At 42.1% G+C, this 22,877-nt stretch carries 16 protein-coding genes and 2 tRNA genes; 12 read left to right on the plus strand and 6 right to left on the minus strand.

Annotated elements, in window-relative coordinates; genetic code table 11:
* The first annotated feature begins 1 nt into the window (after position 1).
* A complete protein-coding gene (locus tag ACXAFK_RS11465; protein WP_474957860.1) occupies positions 2-1,387 on the plus strand; it encodes a hypothetical protein in 1,386 nt (461 codons plus the stop codon).
* Entirely contained in the window at positions 1,387-1,788 is a 402-nt protein-coding gene (locus ACXAFK_RS11470; RefSeq protein WP_474957861.1) for a hypothetical protein, read from the plus strand. The genes ACXAFK_RS11465 and ACXAFK_RS11470 overlap by 1 nt, the downstream gene beginning before the upstream one ends.
* Before the next feature lie 599 nt (positions 1,789-2,387).
* On the opposite strand, the gene ACXAFK_RS11475 is transcribed toward ACXAFK_RS11470, so the two are convergent.
* The 3 genes from ACXAFK_RS11475 to ACXAFK_RS11485 all read right to left on the minus strand — a co-directional run bounded on the left by ACXAFK_RS11475 (position 2,388) and on the right by ACXAFK_RS11485 (position 4,712).
* Positions 2,388-2,462 (minus strand) — tRNA-Pro (locus tag ACXAFK_RS11475).
* A gap of 20 nt (positions 2,463-2,482) precedes the next feature.
* Positions 2,483-2,566 (minus strand) — tRNA-Ser (locus ACXAFK_RS11480).
* A gap of 109 nt (positions 2,567-2,675) precedes the next feature.
* Positions 2,676-4,712 carry an HD family phosphohydrolase gene (locus ACXAFK_RS11485; RefSeq protein WP_474957862.1) on the minus strand — a complete coding sequence of 679 codons (2,037 nt, stop codon included), beginning with the start codon at positions 4,710-4,712 and terminating at the stop codon, positions 2,676-2,678.
* Between the two features lie 115 nt (positions 4,713-4,827).
* Here ACXAFK_RS11485 and ACXAFK_RS11490 point away from each other — a divergent pair, with 115 nt between their 5' ends.
* Together ACXAFK_RS11490 and ACXAFK_RS11495 are read left to right on the plus strand one after the other, a co-directional pair.
* Entirely contained in the window at positions 4,828-6,003 is a 1,176-nt protein-coding gene (locus tag ACXAFK_RS11490) for an acetyl-CoA C-acyltransferase (RefSeq protein WP_474957863.1), read from the plus strand.
* Positions 6,004-6,023: 20 nt separating this feature from the next.
* Complete coding sequence (locus tag ACXAFK_RS11495; protein WP_474957864.1) at positions 6,024-6,776, plus strand: C40 family peptidase; 753 nt, start codon at positions 6,024-6,026, stop codon at positions 6,774-6,776.
* Between the two features lie 47 nt (positions 6,777-6,823).
* On the opposite strand, the gene ACXAFK_RS11500 is transcribed toward ACXAFK_RS11495, so the two are convergent.
* Both ACXAFK_RS11500 and gyrA read right to left on the minus strand, forming a co-directional pair.
* Positions 6,824-8,086, minus strand: coding sequence for a tetratricopeptide repeat protein (locus ACXAFK_RS11500; RefSeq protein WP_474957865.1), 1,263 nt, complete (start codon positions 8,084-8,086; stop codon positions 6,824-6,826).
* 49 nt (positions 8,087-8,135) lie between these two features.
* Positions 8,136-10,664: a DNA gyrase subunit A gene (gene gyrA, locus ACXAFK_RS11505; RefSeq protein WP_224834849.1), complete on the minus strand. Its 2,529-nt coding sequence runs from the start codon at positions 10,662-10,664 to the stop codon at positions 8,136-8,138.
* 261 nt (positions 10,665-10,925) lie between these two features.
* Here gyrA and ACXAFK_RS11510 point away from each other — a divergent pair, with 261 nt between their 5' ends.
* Both ACXAFK_RS11510 and ACXAFK_RS11515 read left to right on the plus strand, forming a co-directional pair.
* Positions 10,926-13,481 (plus strand): ATP-dependent Clp protease ATP-binding subunit, encoded by a 2,556-nt coding sequence (locus ACXAFK_RS11510; protein WP_293295899.1) that lies wholly within the window; start codon positions 10,926-10,928, stop codon positions 13,479-13,481.
* A 154-nt stretch (positions 13,482-13,635) separates the two neighbouring features.
* Complete coding sequence (locus tag ACXAFK_RS11515) at positions 13,636-14,055, plus strand: STAS/SEC14 domain-containing protein (RefSeq protein ID WP_293295901.1); 420 nt, start codon at positions 13,636-13,638, stop codon at positions 14,053-14,055.
* 9 nt (positions 14,056-14,064) lie between these two features.
* On the opposite strand, the gene ACXAFK_RS11520 is transcribed toward ACXAFK_RS11515, so the two are convergent.
* A complete protein-coding gene (locus ACXAFK_RS11520; RefSeq protein ID WP_474957866.1) occupies positions 14,065-15,603 on the minus strand; it encodes an NAD(P)H-hydrate dehydratase in 1,539 nt (512 codons plus the stop codon).
* 257 nt (positions 15,604-15,860) lie between these two features.
* Between ACXAFK_RS11520 and thrA the strand changes: the two genes are divergently transcribed.
* The 6 genes from thrA (at position 15,861) to ACXAFK_RS11550 (ending at position 22,874) form a co-directional block, all read left to right on the plus strand.
* A complete protein-coding gene (gene thrA, locus ACXAFK_RS11525; RefSeq protein ID WP_474957867.1) occupies positions 15,861-18,305 on the plus strand; it encodes a bifunctional aspartate kinase/homoserine dehydrogenase I in 2,445 nt (814 codons plus the stop codon).
* Positions 18,306-18,308: 3 nt separating this feature from the next.
* Positions 18,309-19,232 carry a homoserine kinase gene (locus ACXAFK_RS11530; RefSeq protein WP_474957868.1) on the plus strand — a complete coding sequence of 308 codons (924 nt, stop codon included), beginning with the start codon at positions 18,309-18,311 and terminating at the stop codon, positions 19,230-19,232.
* 4 nt (positions 19,233-19,236) lie between these two features.
* The gene (gene thrC, locus ACXAFK_RS11535; RefSeq protein WP_474957869.1) at positions 19,237-20,532 is read left to right on the plus strand and encodes a threonine synthase; all 1,296 of its coding nucleotides are present in this window, start codon (positions 19,237-19,239) and stop codon (positions 20,530-20,532) included.
* Positions 20,533-20,632: 100 nt separating this feature from the next.
* Positions 20,633-21,721, plus strand: a complete 1,089-nt coding sequence (gene gcvT, locus ACXAFK_RS11540; protein ID WP_224834856.1) for a glycine cleavage system aminomethyltransferase GcvT — start codon at positions 20,633-20,635, stop codon at positions 21,719-21,721.
* A 7-nt stretch (positions 21,722-21,728) separates the two neighbouring features.
* Positions 21,729-22,547, plus strand: a complete 819-nt coding sequence (locus tag ACXAFK_RS11545) for a sugar nucleotide-binding protein (RefSeq protein ID WP_474957870.1) — start codon at positions 21,729-21,731, stop codon at positions 22,545-22,547.
* 45 nt (positions 22,548-22,592) lie between these two features.
* Positions 22,593-22,874, plus strand: coding sequence for a 4a-hydroxytetrahydrobiopterin dehydratase (locus ACXAFK_RS11550; RefSeq protein WP_474957871.1), 282 nt, complete (start codon positions 22,593-22,595; stop codon positions 22,872-22,874).
* Positions 22,875-22,877 lie beyond the last annotated feature (3 nt).

Genomic DNA, 22,877 nt, shown 5'->3' on the forward strand with positions numbered 1-22,877 from the left:
GATGAAACCACTACAACATATTCTGGTTATAGGTTTTATGTTCATTGGAGTTTTTCAAGGACTTGCACAACCTTTTACTCTGAACAAAGCCATACAACCCGTTGAACTTAAATTACTGACCGATATGAGGGAGGGACACGAGGGAGAATTGGGCATAGTTTATTTTAACCGTCTGTCCGACTCTGTTAATTACCACTATGTTACCGGGCATGACCTCTACAATTTTGTTGACGTTTTGGTGACCAGTGTAGACGGTACTCCATTAAAAGTTAGTTTGGTAAAAGAAAACTGGGAGACTGTGCAGGCCGAACAAAATACGATCAATGCAAACAACGGGATGGTAGATTTTAAAATACGGACTTGGGGTAGTTTTGGTATTAAGATAGAAACGGACGAACCAAAAAACTCTCTCTACAATATAACTGTTTTGGCCAGCCCTGAAAAAAAAACCTTTTTGGGCAGTGCCTTTAGACCAATCCATAAAGACGAAATGACAGCTAACGGCGCAACGCCACCAATCGCAGCTGATAAAGGTGGTGGAGATAGCGGAAAGACAAATTATCTGTTATACATAGTTATTGGAGTTGCTTTACTGGTCATTGGTATTCTAGCAGGAAAACTCATGGGTGGAAAAGGAAAGGGTAGCGCCGTGATTTTAATGTTTTTAACCTTATTGCCTATTGACGGTTCTGCACAGGAGGCCGGTGACTTCCTTTCCGTGGAACAATTCGAAGCCTTCAAGAAAACAGCAATGGAAGACCTCAATACTAGGCTTAATATTCTGGAAAGTGAACGAAAAGATGTAGATAAAGCAGTGGCTGATTTGGATAAGACCATCTCCACGATACGGAAACAATGGGACAACGTTAAATTGCTCTATGATACCTACAACAACGGATTGGGCAAATGTATCAATTCAGCTCCACCAGCCCAAGCCACTTCTATCCCTTCCGTTTGTACCGATTTGTATTATGATGATAATGGGGAAATCTCTGAGGAGGAAAACCAAGGATGTTCAGAATGTTTTTTTGAAGCCCGAAAGAAGTTTAACAACATGCGATACCAGTTTGAAAAGCTTGCCACAATCTATAAATGCACCAAGGACTTTTCCAATGCCGCAATTTCCTTTGGAGACGACGTATCTGGCTTTACCCCTAGCGGTGTTGGTGGTATGGCCTGGCAAACCCAACGGAGGAATATAGAAAAATCCGTGGCCGAACTAGAACAAGCTTATGATGCTAAATATGGTGAATTTCTACAAATTCTGGCCGATGCCATGATGGAACTCAATATATGTGAAGCCAAATTTGGGGTTGAAGACTGGTACGACCGTTTTGGTTACATGTATTTTGAGTTTATGAAAGATAAATATCAAAGAAAGGACTAATGAAAGTAAAGAAAATAAAGTTCATCGTATTACTGTCTCTAATCTTGGGCATAGGGATCAGCTGTAAATCTATAAGTCCAATAGCAACTTCCACCAATACGAACATTATTGGATCTTGGGAAGGATGTGATGGAAGGGTGGTTACCTTTTATACCAATGAAAATGGAGAAATTGAAGGACGTTATTCAAAACTTGGAGGACTTGGGAGGTTTAAGTTTTCATTGAATGAGGTAGGTTTCCGCCTATCCAAAAAAAGTCCGGACATTTATGTTGGCCAAGTGAAATGGCGAAACACCATGGGTGAAGCAACATGGAAGGATGAAACCATTACAGTGGAAAACCGTATTTTAAAAACTACAAGTTCAGATGATTGTAGTACAGAATTGGTCAAAGTTGAATAATTAAATAGCATTAAAATTTGGTTCACAACACAATACGAAGATTTTAAAAGGAGTTCGACATTATCAATTATTTGACGTTAAAAAAGTCCCATTCCAACTCTGTTCGCCACCAAATGTAAACACAAGTCATTTTAGCCCTCTATTTTAACATTATTACAAAACCTTCATTAGATTTACAAGCAGGCTTTGGGATTTACTAGGGTTGGCCACATTCGACCTTTTCTATCTATCCGATTTCTTTTATCGGTAGAAAGTTTTTTTAAATCATAGATTTCACAATTGGTTGCGAGACCCGCCATATATGGAAACTAGGGCGTCATTTTTCCTAGTGGTCTTATTTGGCCATAAACCGGTACCGATTGGATTGGAGTTGTCAGGTGTTTTCACCTTATATGGAATATTCCATTTATGACCGCCAAATCACATAAATGATGTAATCATGGCATTTAAGTTAAGAAATCCTCCTGAAAAATAATAGGACACCCTATAGGACACCCTCATATATTGCTTTAATATGGCAATAAAAAAAGCCAAAGAAAATTAATTCTCTAGCTTTCAATAAATTATGATTTTCAATTTTAACAAAAAAACCATATTTGTCGGGGTGGCAGGATTCGAACCTGCGACCTCCTGCTCCCAAAGCAGGCGCGATAACCGGGCTACGCTACACCCCGAGGTATTATTTTGGAAATAGCGGAGAGACCGGGACTCGAACCCGGGCAGCACTTACGCGCTGACAGATTAGCAATCTGCTCCGTTACCACTCCGGCACCTCTCCTATTTTTTATGAACGTGCATTCTAAAAATGCGGATGCAAATGTACCTTTTCAGAAACAAGATCGCAACTATTTTTTCATTTTTTTATTGCAACTTTTATCATCATCCTGCTATTCAGGATATTCCACCCTTAAATGATAGATATTGGTGAGCTTCTGTTTAAGCACTTTCTTTACCATTTCGATTTCTTTGAGCGTAATATTGGCATTTAAAAACTGATCGGCCTGCATTTGTCCTTTTACAATTTTCTCCACAAACGCATCTATTATACCGTAAGTTGGGTTCTTTAAGCTTTTGGAAGCCGCTTCAACTGCATCCGACATCATTAAAATAGCTGTTTCCTTGGAGAATGGCACAGGTCCTGGGTATTTAAAGTTTGCCGGATCGGCATCTTTATCCAACTCTTGTTGTTTTTTAAAGAAATAATACACCAGTGTGGTTCCATGGTGCGTTCGAATAAAATCTATGACCCGATCGGGAACATTGTTTTTTCTTGCAATCTCAATACCTTTAATTACGTGGTCTATTATAATCTTTGCACTTTCCTTTGGCGGTAGATCGTCGTGCGGATTTACATTGGTAATCTGATTTTCCGTGAAGTAGGTCGGATTCTCCATTTTTCCAATATCGTGGTATAGCGCACCCACTCTTACCAACATTGCATTTGCCCCGATCTCGTTTGCTGCTGCTTCGGCCAAATTGGCCACTTGCAGGGAATGGTGGAACGTGCCCGGTGCTTTATCCGATAGCTCTTTGAGCAATTTGGAGTTGGTGTCGGACAGTTCCAATAACGACACGTCGGATACAAGACCAAAAACTTTTTCGAACATATAAATTAACGGTTGCGCAAAAAGAGTCAAAAGTCCATTCAAAACAAAAACCCCGAACAAAACCCACTCTATATTGTCCAGATTCCCCTCGTGTATGGCATGAAAGGCAAAATATCCCACAATGTAGATCAAGGTAATCTGACCTACCGATATAAATAGATTTGCTCTCTTGTAAAGTTCGGAAGCCGTTAAAATAGTAACAATACCTGCGATTATCTGTAAAAAGATGTATTCAAAGCTGTTGGGTACAACAAAACCAAGAATCAGAACTGTTAGCACATGGACAAAAAGACCCAATCTCGCATCAAAAAAATTCTTTAGCACCAAGGGAAGTATGCACAAAGGCACCATGTAAACAAAATTTTCGTAATGTTTCACCATTAATGTTGTAGCGACGACCATCAACAAAATGTTGAAGAAAATAAAAGTAACCTTATTGTTGTTCAGAAAAATATCGCTTCTGTAGCGTTTCAAAAACAGAAACAACATAATGAGCACCAAGGCCACCAATATCGTGTACCCAAGTAGTATAAAATAATAATTGCTTCCCATCCATAATTCGGACTCATACTCATCCCTAAGGGAGCTCAGCACTTTAAAATCTTCATTCTCTACTATTTCACCTTTTGATATGATCAGTTTTCCTTGGTCCACCTCTCCACGGGTATAGGAAATTTTAGAAAGTTCGTCGTTCAGGGCACTCTCGGTTAGAACATTATCATAGAACAAATTGGCTTTAAGGTTGTTCCTGATAATCCCTGACAACCTATCCGTGCCATAACTGTTGGCATCGGACAAATATTCGGTCACTGCTTTTTTGGCGAGCTCTACATTCTGGTAATCATTGGGAGCAATGGGTTGTGCCTCATTATTTTTTACTACCACTGTTGCTCGGGACTGGGGCATATTTTGAAAAATCCCATGGTCATATACATGTGTGAGAACTTCTTCGGATAAATTTCTCAATGATTCCCGTTGGCTTGATGTAAAAATATCGGTCTGGAACAAGGTATTTATCCCATTCGAGACTTCTGCCCTCACCTCCGAAACAACAGTTGAACTATACGTGTAGTAATCCGTTTTATTGGTTCGAATGGTAGATTGCTCCTCCTCTACCTCTTGTTGGGTCTTATGTATGGAAAAGTCAATGGGAGCGTATAAATTCTCATATTGCCACGGCTTACCTTTCTGGAATTCGTATTTAAACTTTCCTCCTTTTGGAAAAAAAAACACGATCAAGGCCACCGAGACCACATACAGGAAATACTTGTAGACCAGCGATTGATGTTTGTATACATTGTCCAAAGTTTTTCCCATTCCCTTATTCTATTAGCTTCAAAAATAGAAAATATATAACTAAGAAGTCCGTTGACCGAACTCCCCATTGGTTTGCGTTTAAATTTAGTATTTTCGCAGGAGTAAAAATGCACATATGAAAAAAGTTGTAATCGTTTCCGCTGCCAGAACGCCAATAGGTAGTTTTATGGGAGCCCTATCCAGTGTTCCAGCCCCTAAATTAGGTGCAGTTGCCATTAAGGGCGCATTGGAGAAAATCGGCCTTAAGCCCGAACTTGTCGAAGAGGTTTTGATGGGCAATGTGGTACAAGCAGGTACTGGACAGGCACCTGCAAGACAAGCTGCCATTTTTGCCGGAATTCCCAATACTGTTCCTTGTACCACCGTTAATAAAGTTTGTTCTTCCGGAATGAAAACCATTATGCAGGGCGCACAATCCATTGCCCTGGGCGAAAACTCCATAGTTGTTGCCGGTGGTATGGAAAATATGAGTATGATCCCACACTATGTAAATATGAGACAGGGCACCAAATTTGGTCCTGCCACTATGGTGGACGGTATGCAAAAGGACGGTTTGGTCGATGCTTATGATCAAAATGCCATGGGGGTTTGTGCCGATGCCTGCGCAACCGAATATAAGTTTAGTAGAGAAGATCAAGACACTTACGCGGTTCAATCGTACAAACGCTCAGCCGACGCATGGAAAGCAGGGAAATTCAACAACGAAGTGGTTCCCGTGGAAGTTCCACAGCGAAGAGGCGAGCCAATTGTGGTTAGTGAAGACGAAGAATTCAAAAATATAAAGCTTGAGAAAGTACCCGCTTTGCGACCGGCCTTCTCTAAGGATGGCACGGTAACCGCAGCAAATGCATCCACCATTAACGATGGTGCAGCCGCCGTTGTTTTGATGAGTGAGGACAAGGCGAATGAACTGGGATTAAAACCTCTTGCAACCATTAAGGGATATGCCGACGCCGCCCACGAACCTGAATGGTTCACCACGGCACCTGCCAAAGCTTTACCAAAAGCACTGGACCGCGCAGGCGTTTCCATAGAAGACATTGATTATTTTGAGTTCAATGAAGCATTTTCAGTGGTCGGATTGGCCAACATGAAGATTCTTGGACTAAATGATTCCAATGTAAACGTAAATGGCGGCGCAGTATCCCTAGGGCACCCGCTAGGATGTTCCGGTGCTCGAATCACGATTACCCTGTTGAACATTTTGGAACAAAATAATGCCAAACTTGGGGCTGCGGCCATCTGTAATGGTGGTGGTGGCGCCTCCTCAATTGTTTTGGAAAGAAATTAGTGATTCAAGCCGTACAGTAAATGCAATATGGAATTTGTCCTCTAAGTGTTGTTCCTATACGAACAAATCCCGACGATGGTGCCGAAATGACTTCCCAGTTGTTATACGGGGAGCACTTTAAGGTATTGGAGAAAAGGAAGAAATGGAGCAGGATTCGGTCAGCTTATGACAATTTTGAAGGTTGGATACCCAATAATCAGCTAACCTTTATCGAAGAGCAAACTTTTGAAAGGATACATGCAATGGATCCTCAAAAAATATGTGCCGACGTAATCTCCCATATTTGCACGGAAAACGGAATGTTACTGCCCATTCTTATGGGCTCCATGATCAATGCCCCGGAATTGCTGAACCACACTTTTGAAGGAAGCATACATACTGGAAAAACTCCAAAGGAAAGCTTGGTGGATACGGCCATTTTATACTTGAAGGCTCCTTTTTTATCGGGTGGAAAAACTCCTTTTGGTATTGATTGCGCCGGGTTTACTCAAATGGTTTACAAGATAAATGGGCATTCGCTGGCAAGAACCGCCGAAAATCAATCCAAACAAGGTGAAGCTTTGAGCTTTATCGAAGAAAGTGAACCAGGCGACCTTGCTTTTTTTGATAACCACGAAGGGGTGATCGATCATGTTGGCATAATCTTAAAGGACAACTACATTATCCATGTCCATGGTCATGTTCGCATTGATCGGATCGACCACACGGGAATCTTTAATTCCGAAGAGAAACTCTATACCCATCAATTAAGGGTCATTAAAAAAGTGATATAAAAAAAGCCCCGTTTTAGCGGGGCTATTTTTTTATAGAAGAATTACGATTATTCGCCCAAAAGCTTTTTAATTCTCATGTAGTTATCGTTATCACCCAATGCTCCGTAAATATTCTTCAACTGTGTAAGAATACTTTCATTGTCGGGATTGGATTGTAATGCATCTTCCAAAACTTTGGCTCCCTCTCTAAAAAGGCGGTCCTTTTCATCTTTAAGTTCGTCGTACTTGGCTATGTCTGCCTTAGAAGTTCCCAAAGCATTCATTTCATCGATAAGACCGTTTCCTTCGTTTACATATGTAGTGGAAAGGTTTAATAACGCATTGATGTAACCTGGATCAATGGCCAAAGTCTTTTTGTAGGCATCTCTAGCGTCCTCTAAGTTGCCTTGTTCCATATTTATTACTCCAATGTTGTAAAGCAAGTCAGGATTGTCCGGGGCCATTTCGGAAGCTTGCCCCATCAACTCCTTGAATTTATCTTTTTGCCCCATGGCATAGTATAGGTTGGCTTCTCCAAGCACTAGGTTCACATCATCTGGGTTTTCCGCCCTGGCATCTGCATATGCTTCCACCGCCTTCTCATTATTGCCCATTTGTTGATAGATCAAGGCAATATTCTTTACGATTTCCGGCTTTTTGGACGGGCTCACCTCTTCCTTAGGGTCTTTGTGCGTTCCGGCTTTTACATATAGATCGCGGGTGGCTTTGTCCATAGTTTCTGTTTCACCGGACTCGACATTAACCGCAGTATAGCTTACAGATTCACCATTATAGCCCAATTCCTTTAATTCATTATAGTACTTTAAGGCCTCTTCGTAGTTTTGACCATTTACTGCACTACTTGCTGCATAGTACAAATAAACCGTATCCTTAGGGCTTAGTTTATACCCCATATAAAGCTTTTCGGCAGCCTCACCGAACTTTTTGTTGTTGTTGTCCTCTACTGCAGAGTTTACCAAATCAGCTGTCATTTGTGACATTTTTTCTTTGGCAACAGCAGTAAATTTGGCTTTGCCACTAGCTTCTTCTACAGCGATTACCTTATTGTAGGCATCTACGGCTGATTGAAAAGCAGAAACGTCACCTTTCTTGGCCAAATCGTAATTGGCGTTTCCTAAAAGCGCGTAATACTCGGCCTGTTCCCTTTCTTTGGCCGAATCGATTGTTGAGGCGGCACTGGTCAAGGCTGCTTTTGCCGCAGCGGCATCACCATTTTTAAGTGCTTTCTCCGCCGCCTTCATCTCATCCTTCTGTGCAAATCCCATTGTGGAAATTCCCATGGCCAGAAGTACAATTATTTTTGTTCTCATGTTAAAAATTCTAATTATTTAGTGTTTATCTATTATTACTTAGTTGAAATTATTCTTTATCCTCGGTGTTATTATCAATAGCTGTGCCATCTTCACCGTTCACCTCGATATCCCTAATGTCCACTTCGTCCACAGGATCATCTTCTTTCATTACTTTGGCTACCGCGGCAATGGAATCGTTGTCCTTTAAGTTGATCAAGCGGACTCCTTGTGTGGCCCTGCCCATTACCCTAAGATCTTCTACACCCATTCTAATGGCGATTCCTGATTTATTGATAATCATCAAATCATCGGTATCGGTAACATTCTTTATGGCGACAAGTCCTCCGGTTTTCTCGGTAATGGAAATGGTTTTTACACCTTTACCTCCTCTATTGGTGATTCGGTAGTCATCAATATTGGATCGTTTTCCGTAACCTCTTTCGGAAACCACCAAAATGTCATCCTCGAAATTATGTACGGATACCATTCCTACCACCTCATCGTTTTCATCTGCCAAGGATACACCTCTTACACCGGACGCGTTTCTACCCATTGGTCTGGTCTTGGACTCCTCAAAACGGATGGCCTTACCGGATTTAAGCCCCAAGAAAATCTGGCTTGTCCCTGTGGTAAGTTTTGCTTCCAATAGCTCATCACCATCTTTGATGGTTATGGCGTTGATTCCATTTTGACGAGGTCTTGAGTATTGCTCCAAGGAAGTCTTTTTAACGGTTCCCTTCTTTGTGGCCATGATCACATAGTGACTGTTCACATAGTCTTCGTCCTTAAGATCTTGGGTACAGATAAAGGCTTTGACCTTATCATCCTGTTCTATATTGATAAGATTTTGGATAGCCCTCCCTTTTGAAGTTCTACTTCCTTCGGGAATTTCATATACACGCATCCAGAAACATTTTCCTTTCTGAGTAAAGAACAACATGTACTGATGGTTGGTCCCTACAAATAAATGCTCCAAGAAATCCTCGTTCCTTGTGGACGATGCCTTTTGGCCCACCCCGCCCCTGTTCTGGGTCTTATATTCGGTTAGCGAAGTTCGTTTAATGTATCCTGCATGCGAAATGGTTATGACCACTTGCTCATCCGGGATCATGTCCTCTATGCTCAAGTCACCTCCTGCATAGTTGATTTCCGATCTTCTATCATCCCCATACTTTTCTTTTATCTCAAGAAGTTCATCTTTGATGATCTGCATTCTTCGTTCCTTCTTGGCAAGAATATCCTTTAGATCCTCGATGGTCTTCAAAAGTTCGGCATGCTCTTCTCTTAATTTGTCCTGCTCCAGACCGGTAAGTTGACGCAAGCGCATTTCTACGATTGCCTTCGCCTGAACCTCTGTCAATTTAAAGCGTTCGATCAAATTGTTACGGGCCTCCTCTACATTGGAGGACCCTCGGATAATCGCAATTACCTCATCTATATTGTCGGAAGCTATAATGAGTCCTTCCAGGATATGCGCACGATCTTCGGCCTTTTTAAGCTCGAACTTGGTTCTACGGACCACGACATCGTGCCTATGCTCCACAAAATGGTGAATGATGTCCTTTAGGTTCAACAGCTCCGGCCTACCATTGACCAATGCAATATTGTTGACACTAAAAGAGGATTGAAGCGCCGTGTACTTGTACAACATGTTAAGTACGATGTTCGGAATGGCGTCGCGCTTTAAAATGTAAACGATGCGCATACCATTTCTATCGGATTCATCCCGAATGGTAGAAATGCCCTCGATTTTCTTTTCATTAACGAGGTCGGCGGTCTTTTTGATCATATCCGCCTTGTTCACCTGATATGGGATTTCGGTAACCACGATACTTTCTTTCCCTTGTACTTCCTCAATAGTGGCCTTGGCACGCATTACCACACGTCCACGACCAGTGTGGAAAGCTTCCTTTACACCATCGTAGCCATAAATAATTCCACCCGTTGGAAAATCCGGGGCTTTAATGTGTGTGATCAGTTCATCTATTTCAATATCATGGTTATCTATATAGGCAACAGTACCATCCACCACTTCCGATAAATTGTGGGGAGGCATATTGGTTGCCATACCCACAGCGATACCGGATGCCCCGTTCACCAACAAGTTGGGAATACGGGTGGGCAATACGGTGGGTTCTTGGATGGTATCATCAAAATTAAGCTGATGATCTACCGTATCCTTGTCAATATCGGCCAACATTTCTTCGGCGATCTTGCGCATTTTGGCCTCGGTATAACGCATGGCCGCAGGGCTATCGCCATCTACAGAGCCAAAGTTACCTTGACCATCTACCAACATATACCTGAGACTCCACTCCTGTGCCATTCTCACCATGGTATCATACACAGAAGAATCCCCATGCGGGTGATACTTACCTAAAACCTCCCCTACAATACGGGCCGATTTTTTGTGTGAACTATTGGCCCTTACACCCAAATCGTGCATTCCGTAGAGCACTCTCCTATGTACAGGTTTTAAACCATCACGAACATCTGGCAGGGCACGTGACACAATGACCGACATTGAATAATCAATGTAGGCAGATTTCATCTCATCCTCAATATTAATGGGAATTAACTTTTCTCCTTCCGCCATGCTTATTTATTATTGTTTTTTTGTGGTTAAATTATCATGGCAATATACAGAAAATACGAGCCTTTATAGCCCTTTACTAAGACTTTATTAAAAAAATTATCAACAGTTCGGATTGATAACCGAGCTGCCAATAAAGCTTTGTTAAATCCGGTTAAAAAAGTTATTTATTCCGACATTTAGCACTACTTTATCGAATAAGGGTACGGTATTTGCCCATCGTAACAATACTTTTATTAATTTTAATTGCTGAAAAAGAAACGTATGGACGATAATTTCTCCCCCCGCGTAAAAGACGTTATAGCATACAGCAAGGAAGAAGCCCTGAGATTGGGCCATGATTTCATTGGAACGGAACACCTTATGCTGGGTCTTTTAAGAGACGGGAATGGCAAGGCCATAAACATATTGGACGCACTGGACGTGGACTTGGACCACCTTCGCAGAAAGGTGGAAATACTGAGTCCTGCAAATCCCAATACAGGAACAATACAGAAGGATAAAAAAAATCTTCACCTTACGCGCCAAGCGGAAAGAGCATTGAAGACCACCTTCCTGGAGGCAAAGCTTTTCCAAAGTTCCTCCATAAATACAGCGCACCTTTTGCTCTGTATTCTTAGGAACGAGAATGACCCTACAACAAAATTGTTGCACAAGCTAAAAGTGGATTACGACAATGTAAAGGAACAGTTCAAATCCATGATCACCAGTGACGATGATTATATTGATTCCCCTCAAGCAGAATCTTTCCCTGGCGACGCTGACGATATGGGCGATAGCAAAGAAAGTTCCTTTGGTTCCGGATCCGCTCCAAAGGGAAACAAAAAATCCAAGACACCGGTCTTGGACAATTTTGGCAGGGACCTCACTCGTTTGGCCGAAGATAACAAACTCGATCCCGTTGTGGGCAGAGAGAAGGAAATTGAGCGTGTTTCCCAAATATTGAGTCGTAGAAAAAAGAACAACCCATTACTTATTGGTGAGCCAGGAGTTGGTAAAAGTGCCATTGCCGAAGGTTTGGCACTGCGCATTATCAACAAAAAGGTTTCACGTATCCTTTACAACAAAAGAGTGGTGACCTTGGATTTGGCTTCGTTGGTGGCAGGCACAAAATACCGTGGACAGTTTGAAGAGCGAATGAAAGCCGTAATGAACGAGTTGGAGAAGAACGACGATATCATCTTGTTCATTGATGAGATACATACCATTGTTGGTGCCGGGGGTGCAACAGGCAGCTTGGATGCTTCCAATATGTTTAAACCCGCATTGGCAAGGGGTGAGATACAATGTATCGGAGCAACTACGCTTGATGAGTATAGACAATATATAGAAAAAGATGGAGCCTTGGAGCGTCGATTCCAAAAGGTTATGGTAGAACCTACTTCCGTGGAAGAGACCATCGAGATTTTGATGAACATCAAAGGGAAGTACGAAGAACACCACAACGTAAACTATACGGACGACGCCATTATGGCCTGTGTAAAATTGACCAACCGCTACATGACGGACCGCTTTTTACCGGACAAGGCCATCGATGCCTTGGACGAGGCTGGATCAAGAGTGCATATCGTGAACATGGATGTTCCCAAACAAATTCTGGAACTGGAAGGCCAGTTGGAAGACGTTCGCGAACTTAAGAACAGCGTTGTCAAAAAACAGAAATACGAAGAAGCCGCCAAACTTAGAGACGACGAAAAACGTCTCGAAAAAGAATTGGCATCCGCCCAAGAACGCTGGGAAGAGGAAAGCAAGTTACATCGGGAAACGGTCTCCGAGGACAACGTTGCCGACGTGGTTTCCATGATGAGTGGAATACCCGTGAACAGAATTGCCCAGACCGAAAGCAACAAATTGGCAGAACTGCCCAATTTGATCAAAGGCTTTGTAATAGGCCAGGACGAAGCCGTAACCAAAGTTGCACGGGCCATTCAAAGAAACCGTGCCGGACTCAAAGACCCTAACAAACCAATAGGTTCGTTCATTTTCTTGGGACAAACAGGGGTCGGTAAAACCCAATTGGCCAAAATTCTGGCCAAGGAACTGTTCGATTCCGAAGATGCCCTTATTCGCATAGATATGAGCGAGTACATGGAAAAATTCGCCATTTCGAGATTGGTAGGGGCCCCTCCCGGATACGTAGGTTACGAAGAAGGCGGTCAGTTAACGGAAAAAGTACGCCGCAAACCCTATTCCGTAGTATTGTTGGACGAGGTGGAAAAAGCACATCCCGATGTTTTCAATATGCTTTTACAGGTATTGGATGATGGATTCTTGACCGATAGTCTTGGACGTAAGATCGACTTCAGGAACACCATAATTATTATGACCTCCAATATAGGTGCCAGACAGTTAAAAGATTTTGGACAAGGTGTAGGTTTCGGAACCGCTGCAAAAAAGGCACAGGCCGATAGCCATCAAAAAAGTGTAATTGAAAACGCCTTAAAAAAAGCATTTGCCCCGGAATTCCTTAACAGGATCGATGATGTAGTAGTATTCAATGCTTTGGAGAGAGAAGATATCCATAAAATTATCGATATTGAATTGAACAAGCTGTACAAGCGAATCAAGGAAATCGGCTATGACCTGAATCTATCCGAAAAAGCAAAAGACTACATCGCCAACAAAGGGTTCGATAAACAATATGGTGCACGACCTCTTAAAAGAGCCATCCAAAAATATATTGAAGATGCCCTTGCAGAGGAAATAGTGAATTCTAAGTTGGAAGAAGGCGACAGTATTTTTATGGATCTGGACGAGAAAAATGATGAACTCACCATTAAAATAAAAAAGGCCGAGAAATCGCCCGAAGCCGAAAAATAATTTGAAACAACACTTAAAAAAAGCTGACGATCGTCAGCTTTTTTTATGCCCTGTAATTACCATACACACGATATTTTAGCGTTTAATCTATTATTTTTCCTCACGGTGCGCAACCCTCATAATTTCGTTGGCGAGACACTATAATTACTTGGGGATGAAAATTACTTCTAATAAGAAGACGGTTGTGGTACGCGAGTATCAACTGGACATTGGAACCGTTCAGGTTTTCAACAATTATATGGTTGCTTCTTTTGATGAAGGAACCACCATTACCCTGGAAAGGGCCTACCAAATAATAGGCATTTCAGAGATCCATTTTAGAGAAAAGGATTTTGCATACATCAGTTTAAGAAAGAACTCGTACGCCATTGACCCAACGGTATACAATTATTTAAGGGGCATGGACAACCTTATCGCTTTCGCCATTGTTTCCAAAAAGGAAATAGACATGCACAATTTCAATATTGAAAAAATGTTCTACAAAAAGCCTATGGAGTTTTTTATTGAATTCGACAACGCTCTGAGTTGGATCCAGAAAAGATTAAAAGCAAGAAAAAGCAGAAACAGCGCTTGATTCCCATCCTTACCTGGGATTTTCTTTTTGCTCCGCTTCAGGTTTACGGAACAGTTCCGAATAAGCACTACCAATATTGCCCACAATAATCGAAGCCTTTAGAGCTTCATATCCATTTTTGGAAGCGCCAATGTCTCCGGCCAGCCCGTGAAGGTATACCCCAAATATTGCAGCCTCGGCCGGTGGATATCCTTGAGCCAAAAGCCCTGTAATCATTCCGGTTAAAACATCACCACTTCCTGCAGTTGCCATACCAGGGTTACCTGTGGTATTAACATATCCCTTGCCATTGTACAAAGTAATAGTATGGGCTCCTTTGATTACCACCACCAAGTTATATCGATCAGCAAACGACTTGGCCTTGTCCAACATTTCAAAATCTGATGTCCACGGGCCTATCAGTCGCTCCAACTCCTTGGGATGAGGGGTCAAAATGGACATTTCCGGTACATCTTTAAGCAAATCCCGGTTCTCGGAAAGAATATTCAATGCATCGGCATCAATAACCATAGGAGAACCTGAACCCTTCAAATAAACAGCCAAAGCCTGGACCGTATCCTCATCCTTGCCCATTCCCACCCCTATGCCAGCAGCAGTTGGACTAAAAGGAATTTCTATCCGTGAAATAATTTTATCCCTGGAACCGGTAAGTACCATAGCTTCGGGCACGGCAGTTTGTAGGGAATGGTAACCACATTTGGGCACAACAGCCGTAACCAGTCCACAACCAACACTCAAACAGGCATTGCACGCCAACTGAACAGCCCCTATTTTTCCATAACTGCCTCCAATAATAACCGCATGTCCATAGGTTCCTTTGTGGGAGAACTTCGACCTGGGTCGGTACATTTGCAAAATCTCCGGTCGCCCTATCAGCTCAAAATCCGTTTCCGTTTTTGCGATAAACTCGGCGTCCAATCCAATATCCAATAGTTCCCATTGATTGGCATAAGCACCCGTCTTTGGCAAAAAGAAAATTAATTTGGGTAACTGAAAGCTCAACACATAACTAGACCTGATCACATAAGATGGTTCCCAAGGAGATCTATCCACAGGTAATCCAGACGGTACATCCACAGATAGTGTAAAGGCATTGGAAGCATTAATATGGGCTATTAAATTACCGACCCAATCATCGGGAACCCTGTTCAGACCAATTCCAAAAATGGCATCGACAACAATATCCGATTCGGAAATATTGGGTAAACCACTATCGTTATTGATAAAATCCGGCCATACCTTTCCATCCTTCAAGCGTTCCAGGTTCAACAGGAAATCTTCCGAGCGCTTATCACTATAGTTTACCACAAATACGTGAATGGAATAACCATGCTCATGCAATTTTCTGGCCAACACCAAGCCGTCTCCCCCATTGTTACCAATACCGCAGAACAGTTTTATGTTCACCTGGGTGCCCCGTAAGCGAGCATGCATCCATTCGAACAGTTGTGTAGCTGCCCGTTCCATGAGTGCATCGCTGGTTATCTGTTCTTTTTGAATTGTGGATTTATCAGCTTGATATATTTGATGTGAGGAAAAAATTTTCATTCAGCAATAAAAAATGTGTATTCGTAACAATATCGCAAAAACATCACCAATGATTTGATGAAGTATTCAAAAGTACTACTTTTATCATCTCATTTATAAAGCAATGAACTTAAAAGAAACGGATAACAATCTAAAATTGATGAATACTCCTTCATCTATTTCTACGATTACTACCACCACCCCTTTGGGGTAAGTCTGCTATATATAATTCCGTCCGTTTTAATCTATTTTTTCAATTTTCACAATATCATTTCATCATGAAAGTCTTAAAGTTTGGAGGCACTTCGGTAGCCAATCCAGAGAATATAAATAAGGTAAAATCTATCCTAAAATCACAAAAAAACCACTCCATGGCCGTTGTGGTATCGGCCTTTGGGGGCGTAACCGATCTTCTTCTCAATGCATCAAAACGTGCATCGGAACAAGATGTATCCTACAAAAACTTCGTAAAAGAAATTGAGGACCGACATATAGCCGCCATTCGGGAACTTATTCCGGTAAAATCGCAAAGTGCGGCCCTTAGCAAGATTAAGAGCGATCTAAACGTGCTGGAAACTTTATTGGAAGGTGCTTTTTTGATCGGTGAACTTACTCCAAAACTATCGGATAAAATTGTGAGCTATGGGGAACTTTTTTCGTCGTTTATTATTAGTGAGTTCCTAAAATCTGAAGGATTGGACGCTGTATTTAAGGACAGCCGACAACTGATCATAACCGATAATAACTTTGGCAAAGCTACGGTAGATTTTAAACTGACCAATGCCAACTGCGAGAATTTCTTTTCTAAAAACAAACATGGCATTACCTTGTTACCAGGATTTGTGGCATCCAGTAAAAACGGGGACCTTACCACTTTGGGGAGAGGCGGTTCCGATTATACCGCGGCTATAATCGCTGCCGCAACAAATGCCGATATTTTAGAAATTTGGACCGACGTCAGTGGTATGTACACCGCAAACCCCAAACTGGTGAAGCAGGCCAAATGTGTAGCGTCCATAAGTTATCAAGAAGCCATGGAGCTGTCCCATTTCGGTGCAAAAGTACTCTACCCGCCAACCATACAACCCGTGTTGGGAAAAGCCATACCGATCGCCATAAAAAACACATTCGACCCGGAAAACCCGGGTACGCTCATTTCCCAAAACAACAACGGCAACGGAAAAACAGTAAGAGGCATCAGTCATGTAGGCAATATTAGCCTTCTTTCTCTGGAAGGCCCCGGAATGATTGGTATCCCCGGCATTTCAAAGCGCTTTTTTGAAACCCTCTCGGTAAAGAACATCAGTATTGTATTGATTACCCAAGCATCTTCCGAACACTCCATCTGTGTTGGAATTGCAGATGATGATGCAGATTTGGCCGCAGAGGCGGTAAACGAGACTTTTGAATATGAAATTGCCTCAAAAAGAATAAAGCCCGTAATGGTCGAAAAAGACCTTACAATTGTAGCCCTGGTCGGTGATAATATGAAAAGCCACCAAGGTTTGAGCGGAAAAATGTTCAGCACCTTGGGCAAGAACAATGTAAACATTAGAGCTATTGCGCAAGGGGCATCGGAGCGGAACATCTCCGCAGTCATCAAAAAAGAGGATGTAAAAAAGGCACTTAATTCATTGCACGAGACCTTTTTCGAAGAAAACATCAAACAGCTCAACCTTTTTGTTATGGGAGTGGGCAATGTAGGAGCCAAATTCTTGGAGCAAATCCGTCAACAAAAAAAGTATTTAAAAGAAGAGTTAAAACTAAATGTCCGGGTTATCGGAATCAGCAACTCCAAGAAAATGGTATTTGACGAGAATGGAATTTCCCTAAAAGACTGGAAAAACGCATTGGACCAAGGTGTACGGACAGATATGGAGGGATTTTTCGAAAAAGTTAGGTCACTTAATTTCCGAAACAGCATTTTTGTGGACAATACGGCAAGTGCTGATGTATCAAAAAGCTATGCCAATTATCTAAAAAATAGTATTTCGGTAGTTACCTGTAATAAGATTGCTTCCTCGTCGGACTTTGCAAACTACAAAGCATTGAAACAATTGGCCAAGGAATACAATGCACCCTATTTGTTCGAGACCAATGTTGGTGCAGGCCTTCCCATTATCGATACCCTAAAGCACTTGATCGCATCCGGTGATAAGGTTCGAAAAATACAGGCTGTGTTATCGGGTAGTTTAAACTTTGTGTTCAATACGTTCAACGATTCTATCACATTCCACAATGTAGTAAAACAAGCTCAGGATCAAGGCTATACCGAACCCGACCCAACCATAGACCTAAGCGGTGTAGATGTAATGCGCAAAATTCTAATCCTAGCACGGGAAAGTGGCCATCAATTGGAAATCGATGATATTGAGAACGATGCTTTTCTGCCCGAAGAAAGCTTGGAGACCAATTCCAACGAAGCCTTTTTTGAAAGTTTGCAAAAGTATGAATCCGATTTTCAAAAAATGTACAAACAAGCCAAAGACGCCGATTGCAAACTTAAATATGTTGCCCAATTTGAAGATGGCAAGGCCAAAGTGGGTCTTCAGCAAATTCCTAAGGGCCATGATTTTTATAACTTGGAGGGCAGCGACAATATTGTGCTGTTTTATACAGACCGATACGTAGAGCAACCTTTGATCATTAAGGGCGCCGGTGCCGGTGCCGATGTTACCGCATCGGGTATCTTTGCGGATGTGGTGCGAATCGGAAATTTTTAAACCATGGAAGAAATCAAAGTATTTTGCCCGGCAACCATAGCAAATGTCTCCTGTGGGTTCGATGTACTCGGATTGGCCCTGGACTCGGTAGGTGACCGGATGACAGTTCGCAAAACATCGGAATACGGAATCCGAATCACCAAGATTACGGGACAGGACCTACCATTGGCAACCGAAAAAAATGTAGCTGGTGTAGCGGGAACGGCCTTATTGGAAAAAAGCGACTACCAAGGGGGGTTTGAGATCGAGATTGACAAACGTATAAAACCTGGTAGCGGTATTGGAAGCAGTGCCGCCAGTTCCGCAGGTGCCGTTTGGGCCATGAACGAATTATTGAACAGGCCATTTACCGATCTTGAGCTAGTTGAATTTGCCATGCAAGGAGAAAAAATGGCCAGCGATGTGGCCCATGCGGACAACGTAGCACCTGCCATTTTCGGTGGATTCACATTGGTTCGAAGCTACGAACCCCTGGATATTGTTTCCATACCTACACCTTCGGAACTCTACGCAACGGTCATTCATCCGCAAATTGAGATTAAGACCTCGGATTCCCGAAAAATTTTAAAAACCACGATCTCCATGCAACAGGGCATACAGCAATGGGGCAATTTAGGAGGATTGATCGCCGGACTGTTCAAAAATGACTACGATCTTATTGGCCGTTCATTGCACGACCATATTGTGGAGCCCATTCGTTCAATTTTGATTCCAGCATTTGATGAAATTAAAACCAACGCCCTAAAATCAGGGGCCCTAGGAAGTGGAATTTCGGGCTCTGGACCTTCCATTTTTGCATTGAGCAGAGGAGAAAAAATTGCAAGGCACGTGGCTGATTCCATGACCGAGACCTATCAAAAGATCGGAGTGGATTTCGATATCCACATTTCCAAAATCAACAACCAAGGCGTTAAAAAAATTAACTAGTCCCATGAGGTTTTACAGCTTAAACAACCCAACTATCCATGCTTCGTTCAAAGAAGCCGTAATTGCCGGAATCGCTCCCGATAAAGGATTATATTTTCCAGAAAGCATAACTCCCCTATCTGCCGATTTTTTTGAAAAATTGGACGAGTTGTCCGATCATGAAATTGCATTTAGGGCCATCCATCAATTTGTAAAAGAAGACATACCGGATGTAGACTTAAAAACAATCATTAAAAACACATTGGACTTTGATTTCCCCGTAATAGAAATTGAGGATAATGTTGCTGTCTTGGAGCTTTTTCATGGCCCCACTATGGCATTTAAAGATGTTGGTGCACGTTTTATGGCCAACTGTCTTGGCTATTTTTCTAAAGGAGAAAAGCAGGATGTTACCGTTTTGGTAGCCACTTCTGGAGATACGGGCGGAGCCGTTGCCAATGGTTTTTTGGGGGTTGATGGTGTAAAAGTGGTAATCCTCTACCCGAGTGGAAAAGTAAGCGAAATCCAAGAGAAACAATTGACCACCTTAGGTGAGAACATTGAGGCCATGGAAGTGGATGGCGTTTTTGATGATTGTCAACGCATGGTAAAAACAGCTTTTTTAGATAAAGAAATTACCGATTGTAAACAGCTAACCTCCGCAAACAGCATCAATGTGGCACGATGGCTTCCTCAGCTATTTTACTTTTTGTTTGCATACAAACAGGCCAAAGCTAAAGGGAAAGAAATTGTTTTCTCCGTACCCTCGGGGAATTTCGGAAACATTTGTGCCGGGATGGTAGCTCAAAAATTGGGAATGCCCGTAAAACATTTTGTGGCCTCTACCAACGCAAATAATGTGGTGCCAAAATTTATGGCAAATGGAGTTTACGAGCCAGTGCCGTCCGTGGCGACCATTTCCAATGCCATGGATGTAGGAGATCCGAGCAATTTTGTCCGAATCCGGGAATTATATCAAAATAATTTGGACACCTTGCGCAATAACCTTTCGTCCTATTCCTTTTCCGACAAAACCACTAAAACTACCATGGAAAAAGTGCACTCGGAGGCGGGCTATGTTTTAGATCCACATGGAGCCGTTGGCTACTTAGGTTTAAAGGAATACCAAAAAGGACATCCGAACACATTTGGCATTTTCCTGGAAACGGCACATCCTGTTAAGTTTTTGGATGTGGTGGAGGAAACCCTGGGAATACAACCAAAAATTCCAACCCAAATACTACAGGTAATGGACAAAGAGAAAAAATCACATAAAATCTCTGGTTACGAAGAGTTAAAATCCTATTTAATGGATAGTTAGCATTTTATATCACATTTTAACAAAAGGCTGTTCAAAACATTCTTTTGGAAAAAGTTCCATCTGCAACGAAATCGATAAATTTGCTACAAAACCAGAAGGAATGAAACAGACTGCTCTTACCAAAACGCACGAGGCCCTTGGAGCCAAAATGGTACCTTTTGCGGGTTACAATATGCCCGTTTCTTACGAGGGTGTGAACATTGAACACGAAACTGTACGCAAAGCTGTCGGGGTGTTCGACGTGTCGCATATGGGTGAGTTTTTAATAGAAGGACCAAAGGCATTGGAACTGATCCAAAAAGTATCCACCAACGACGCTTCAAAATTGACCGTGGGCAAAGCACAGTATAGTTGTATGCCCAACGAAACCGGTGGGATTGTGGATGACCTTATTATCTATAGGATCAAAGAAGAAACCTACCTTTTGGTGGTGAATGCAGCAAATATTGAGAAAGATTGGAATCATATCTCCAAATACAATGAGGCCATAGGAGCCGAAATGCGAAATATATCCGACGATTATTCCCTGTTGGCCATCCAAGGACCAAAAGCAGTGGAAGCTATGCAATCGTTGACATCTGTGGATCTTTCTGCCATTAAATTCTACAACTTTGTTGTAGGTGATTTTGCCGGTGTTGAGCATGTTATCATATCGGCCACGGGATATACGGGCTCTGGCGGATTTGAAATTTATTGCAAGAATTCCGAAGTAAAACAAGTTTGGGACAAAGTTTTGGAGGCGGGTGCCGATTTTGGTATAAAACCCATCGGTTTGGCAGCACGAGATACCCTGCGCTTGGAAATGGGCTATTGTCTTTACGGAAACGATATCGACGATACCACTTCTCCTTTTGAAGCCGGATTGGGGTGGATAACCAAGTTTACCAAAGCATTTGTGAACAGCGAAAATCTTTCCATAGAAAAAACAACAGGATCAAAACGAAAACTGGTAGCTTTTCAAATGGAAGAACGTGGCATACCAAGAGCGGGATACCCTATATTGGATGCGGATGGCAAACAAATAGGAAAAGTAACCTCGGGAACCATGTCCCCTTCCCTTTCCAAAGGAATAGGTCTGGGCTATGTAGTAAAAGAGAATGCTGCATTGGACAGTAAAGTGTTCATCCAGATTAGAATCAACAAGGTACCTGCCACCATTGTAAAACTACCATTCTATAAAAATACGTAAGCAGCTTTTGGATAAAAAAAAGATATTGATATTAGGAGCGAGTGGATTTGTAGGCAATGCTATTTACAAAGAACTCTGCTCCTATTTTGATACTTATGGCACCTATTACACCAATAGTGCCTTTGCCACAAATAAACAGTTTTTGAGATATGACCTCGAAGAAGATGATATTTTTCAGATACTGGAGCGTGTACGCCCCGATGTTATAGTATCTGCCCTACGCGGTAATTTTCCGGCCCAGATTCAGGCACATCAGCATCTTATGGAATATTTGGTGAAATCTGATGCCAAACTATATTTTATCTCCTCCGCCAATGTATTCGATGCCTACAGTAAATTCCCATCCTATGAAAATGATAAAACCCTGTCCCTAAGTGTATATGGGCGATTAAAAATCAAAATAGAGAATATGATCATGCGATTGCCCAAAGGAAAAGCGGCAATTCTAAGGGTCCCTATGGTTTTTGGAAACACTTCGCCCAGGATAAAGGAACTCAAGGAGCATTTGGACAACAAGGAGCCCATAGAGGTGTTTCCAAACCTGATCATTAATGTAACCAACGACGATAGGCTTACCCAACAAATCCATTACCTCATCAACAGGAACAGAACGGGCATCTTCCATTTGGGCAGTAACGACCTCATCCAGCACGAGGAATTCATTAAAGAGGTTATAGCTCATTTGGGAAATTACCACCCTGTTTACAAAAGGGTGTACACCACTAACGAAGATCGTTATCTGGCGGCCTTGCCCAAAGAGAATATCCTTCCCAAAAATCTTCGTATTAGTTGCCAAGAGATTATCGATCATCATTTACCGGTCTAGTTTTCTTTTGGTGGTTTTATTCGCTATCTTTTCTAAAATCCGAATATGAAAACAATGGACCAAAACGAAATTGAACTGGCTTTGAATGATTTACCGGGATGGATCTTGCAAAATGGAACGATCACAAAAGCATTCACTTTTACCGATTTTAAAGAGGCTTTTGCCGTAATGACAAGAATTGCTTTTGAATGCGAAGCAAAAAACCATCATCCCAACTGGGAAAATGTGTATAACTCCCTTACGATAAAGCTCAGCACACACGATGCGAACGGAATTACCCGAAAGGATATTGACCTGGCCCTAACCATCGAAAAAATTGTAAGATAAAGT

Source organism: Flagellimonas sp. ABD4_174, from assembly GCF_056160185.1.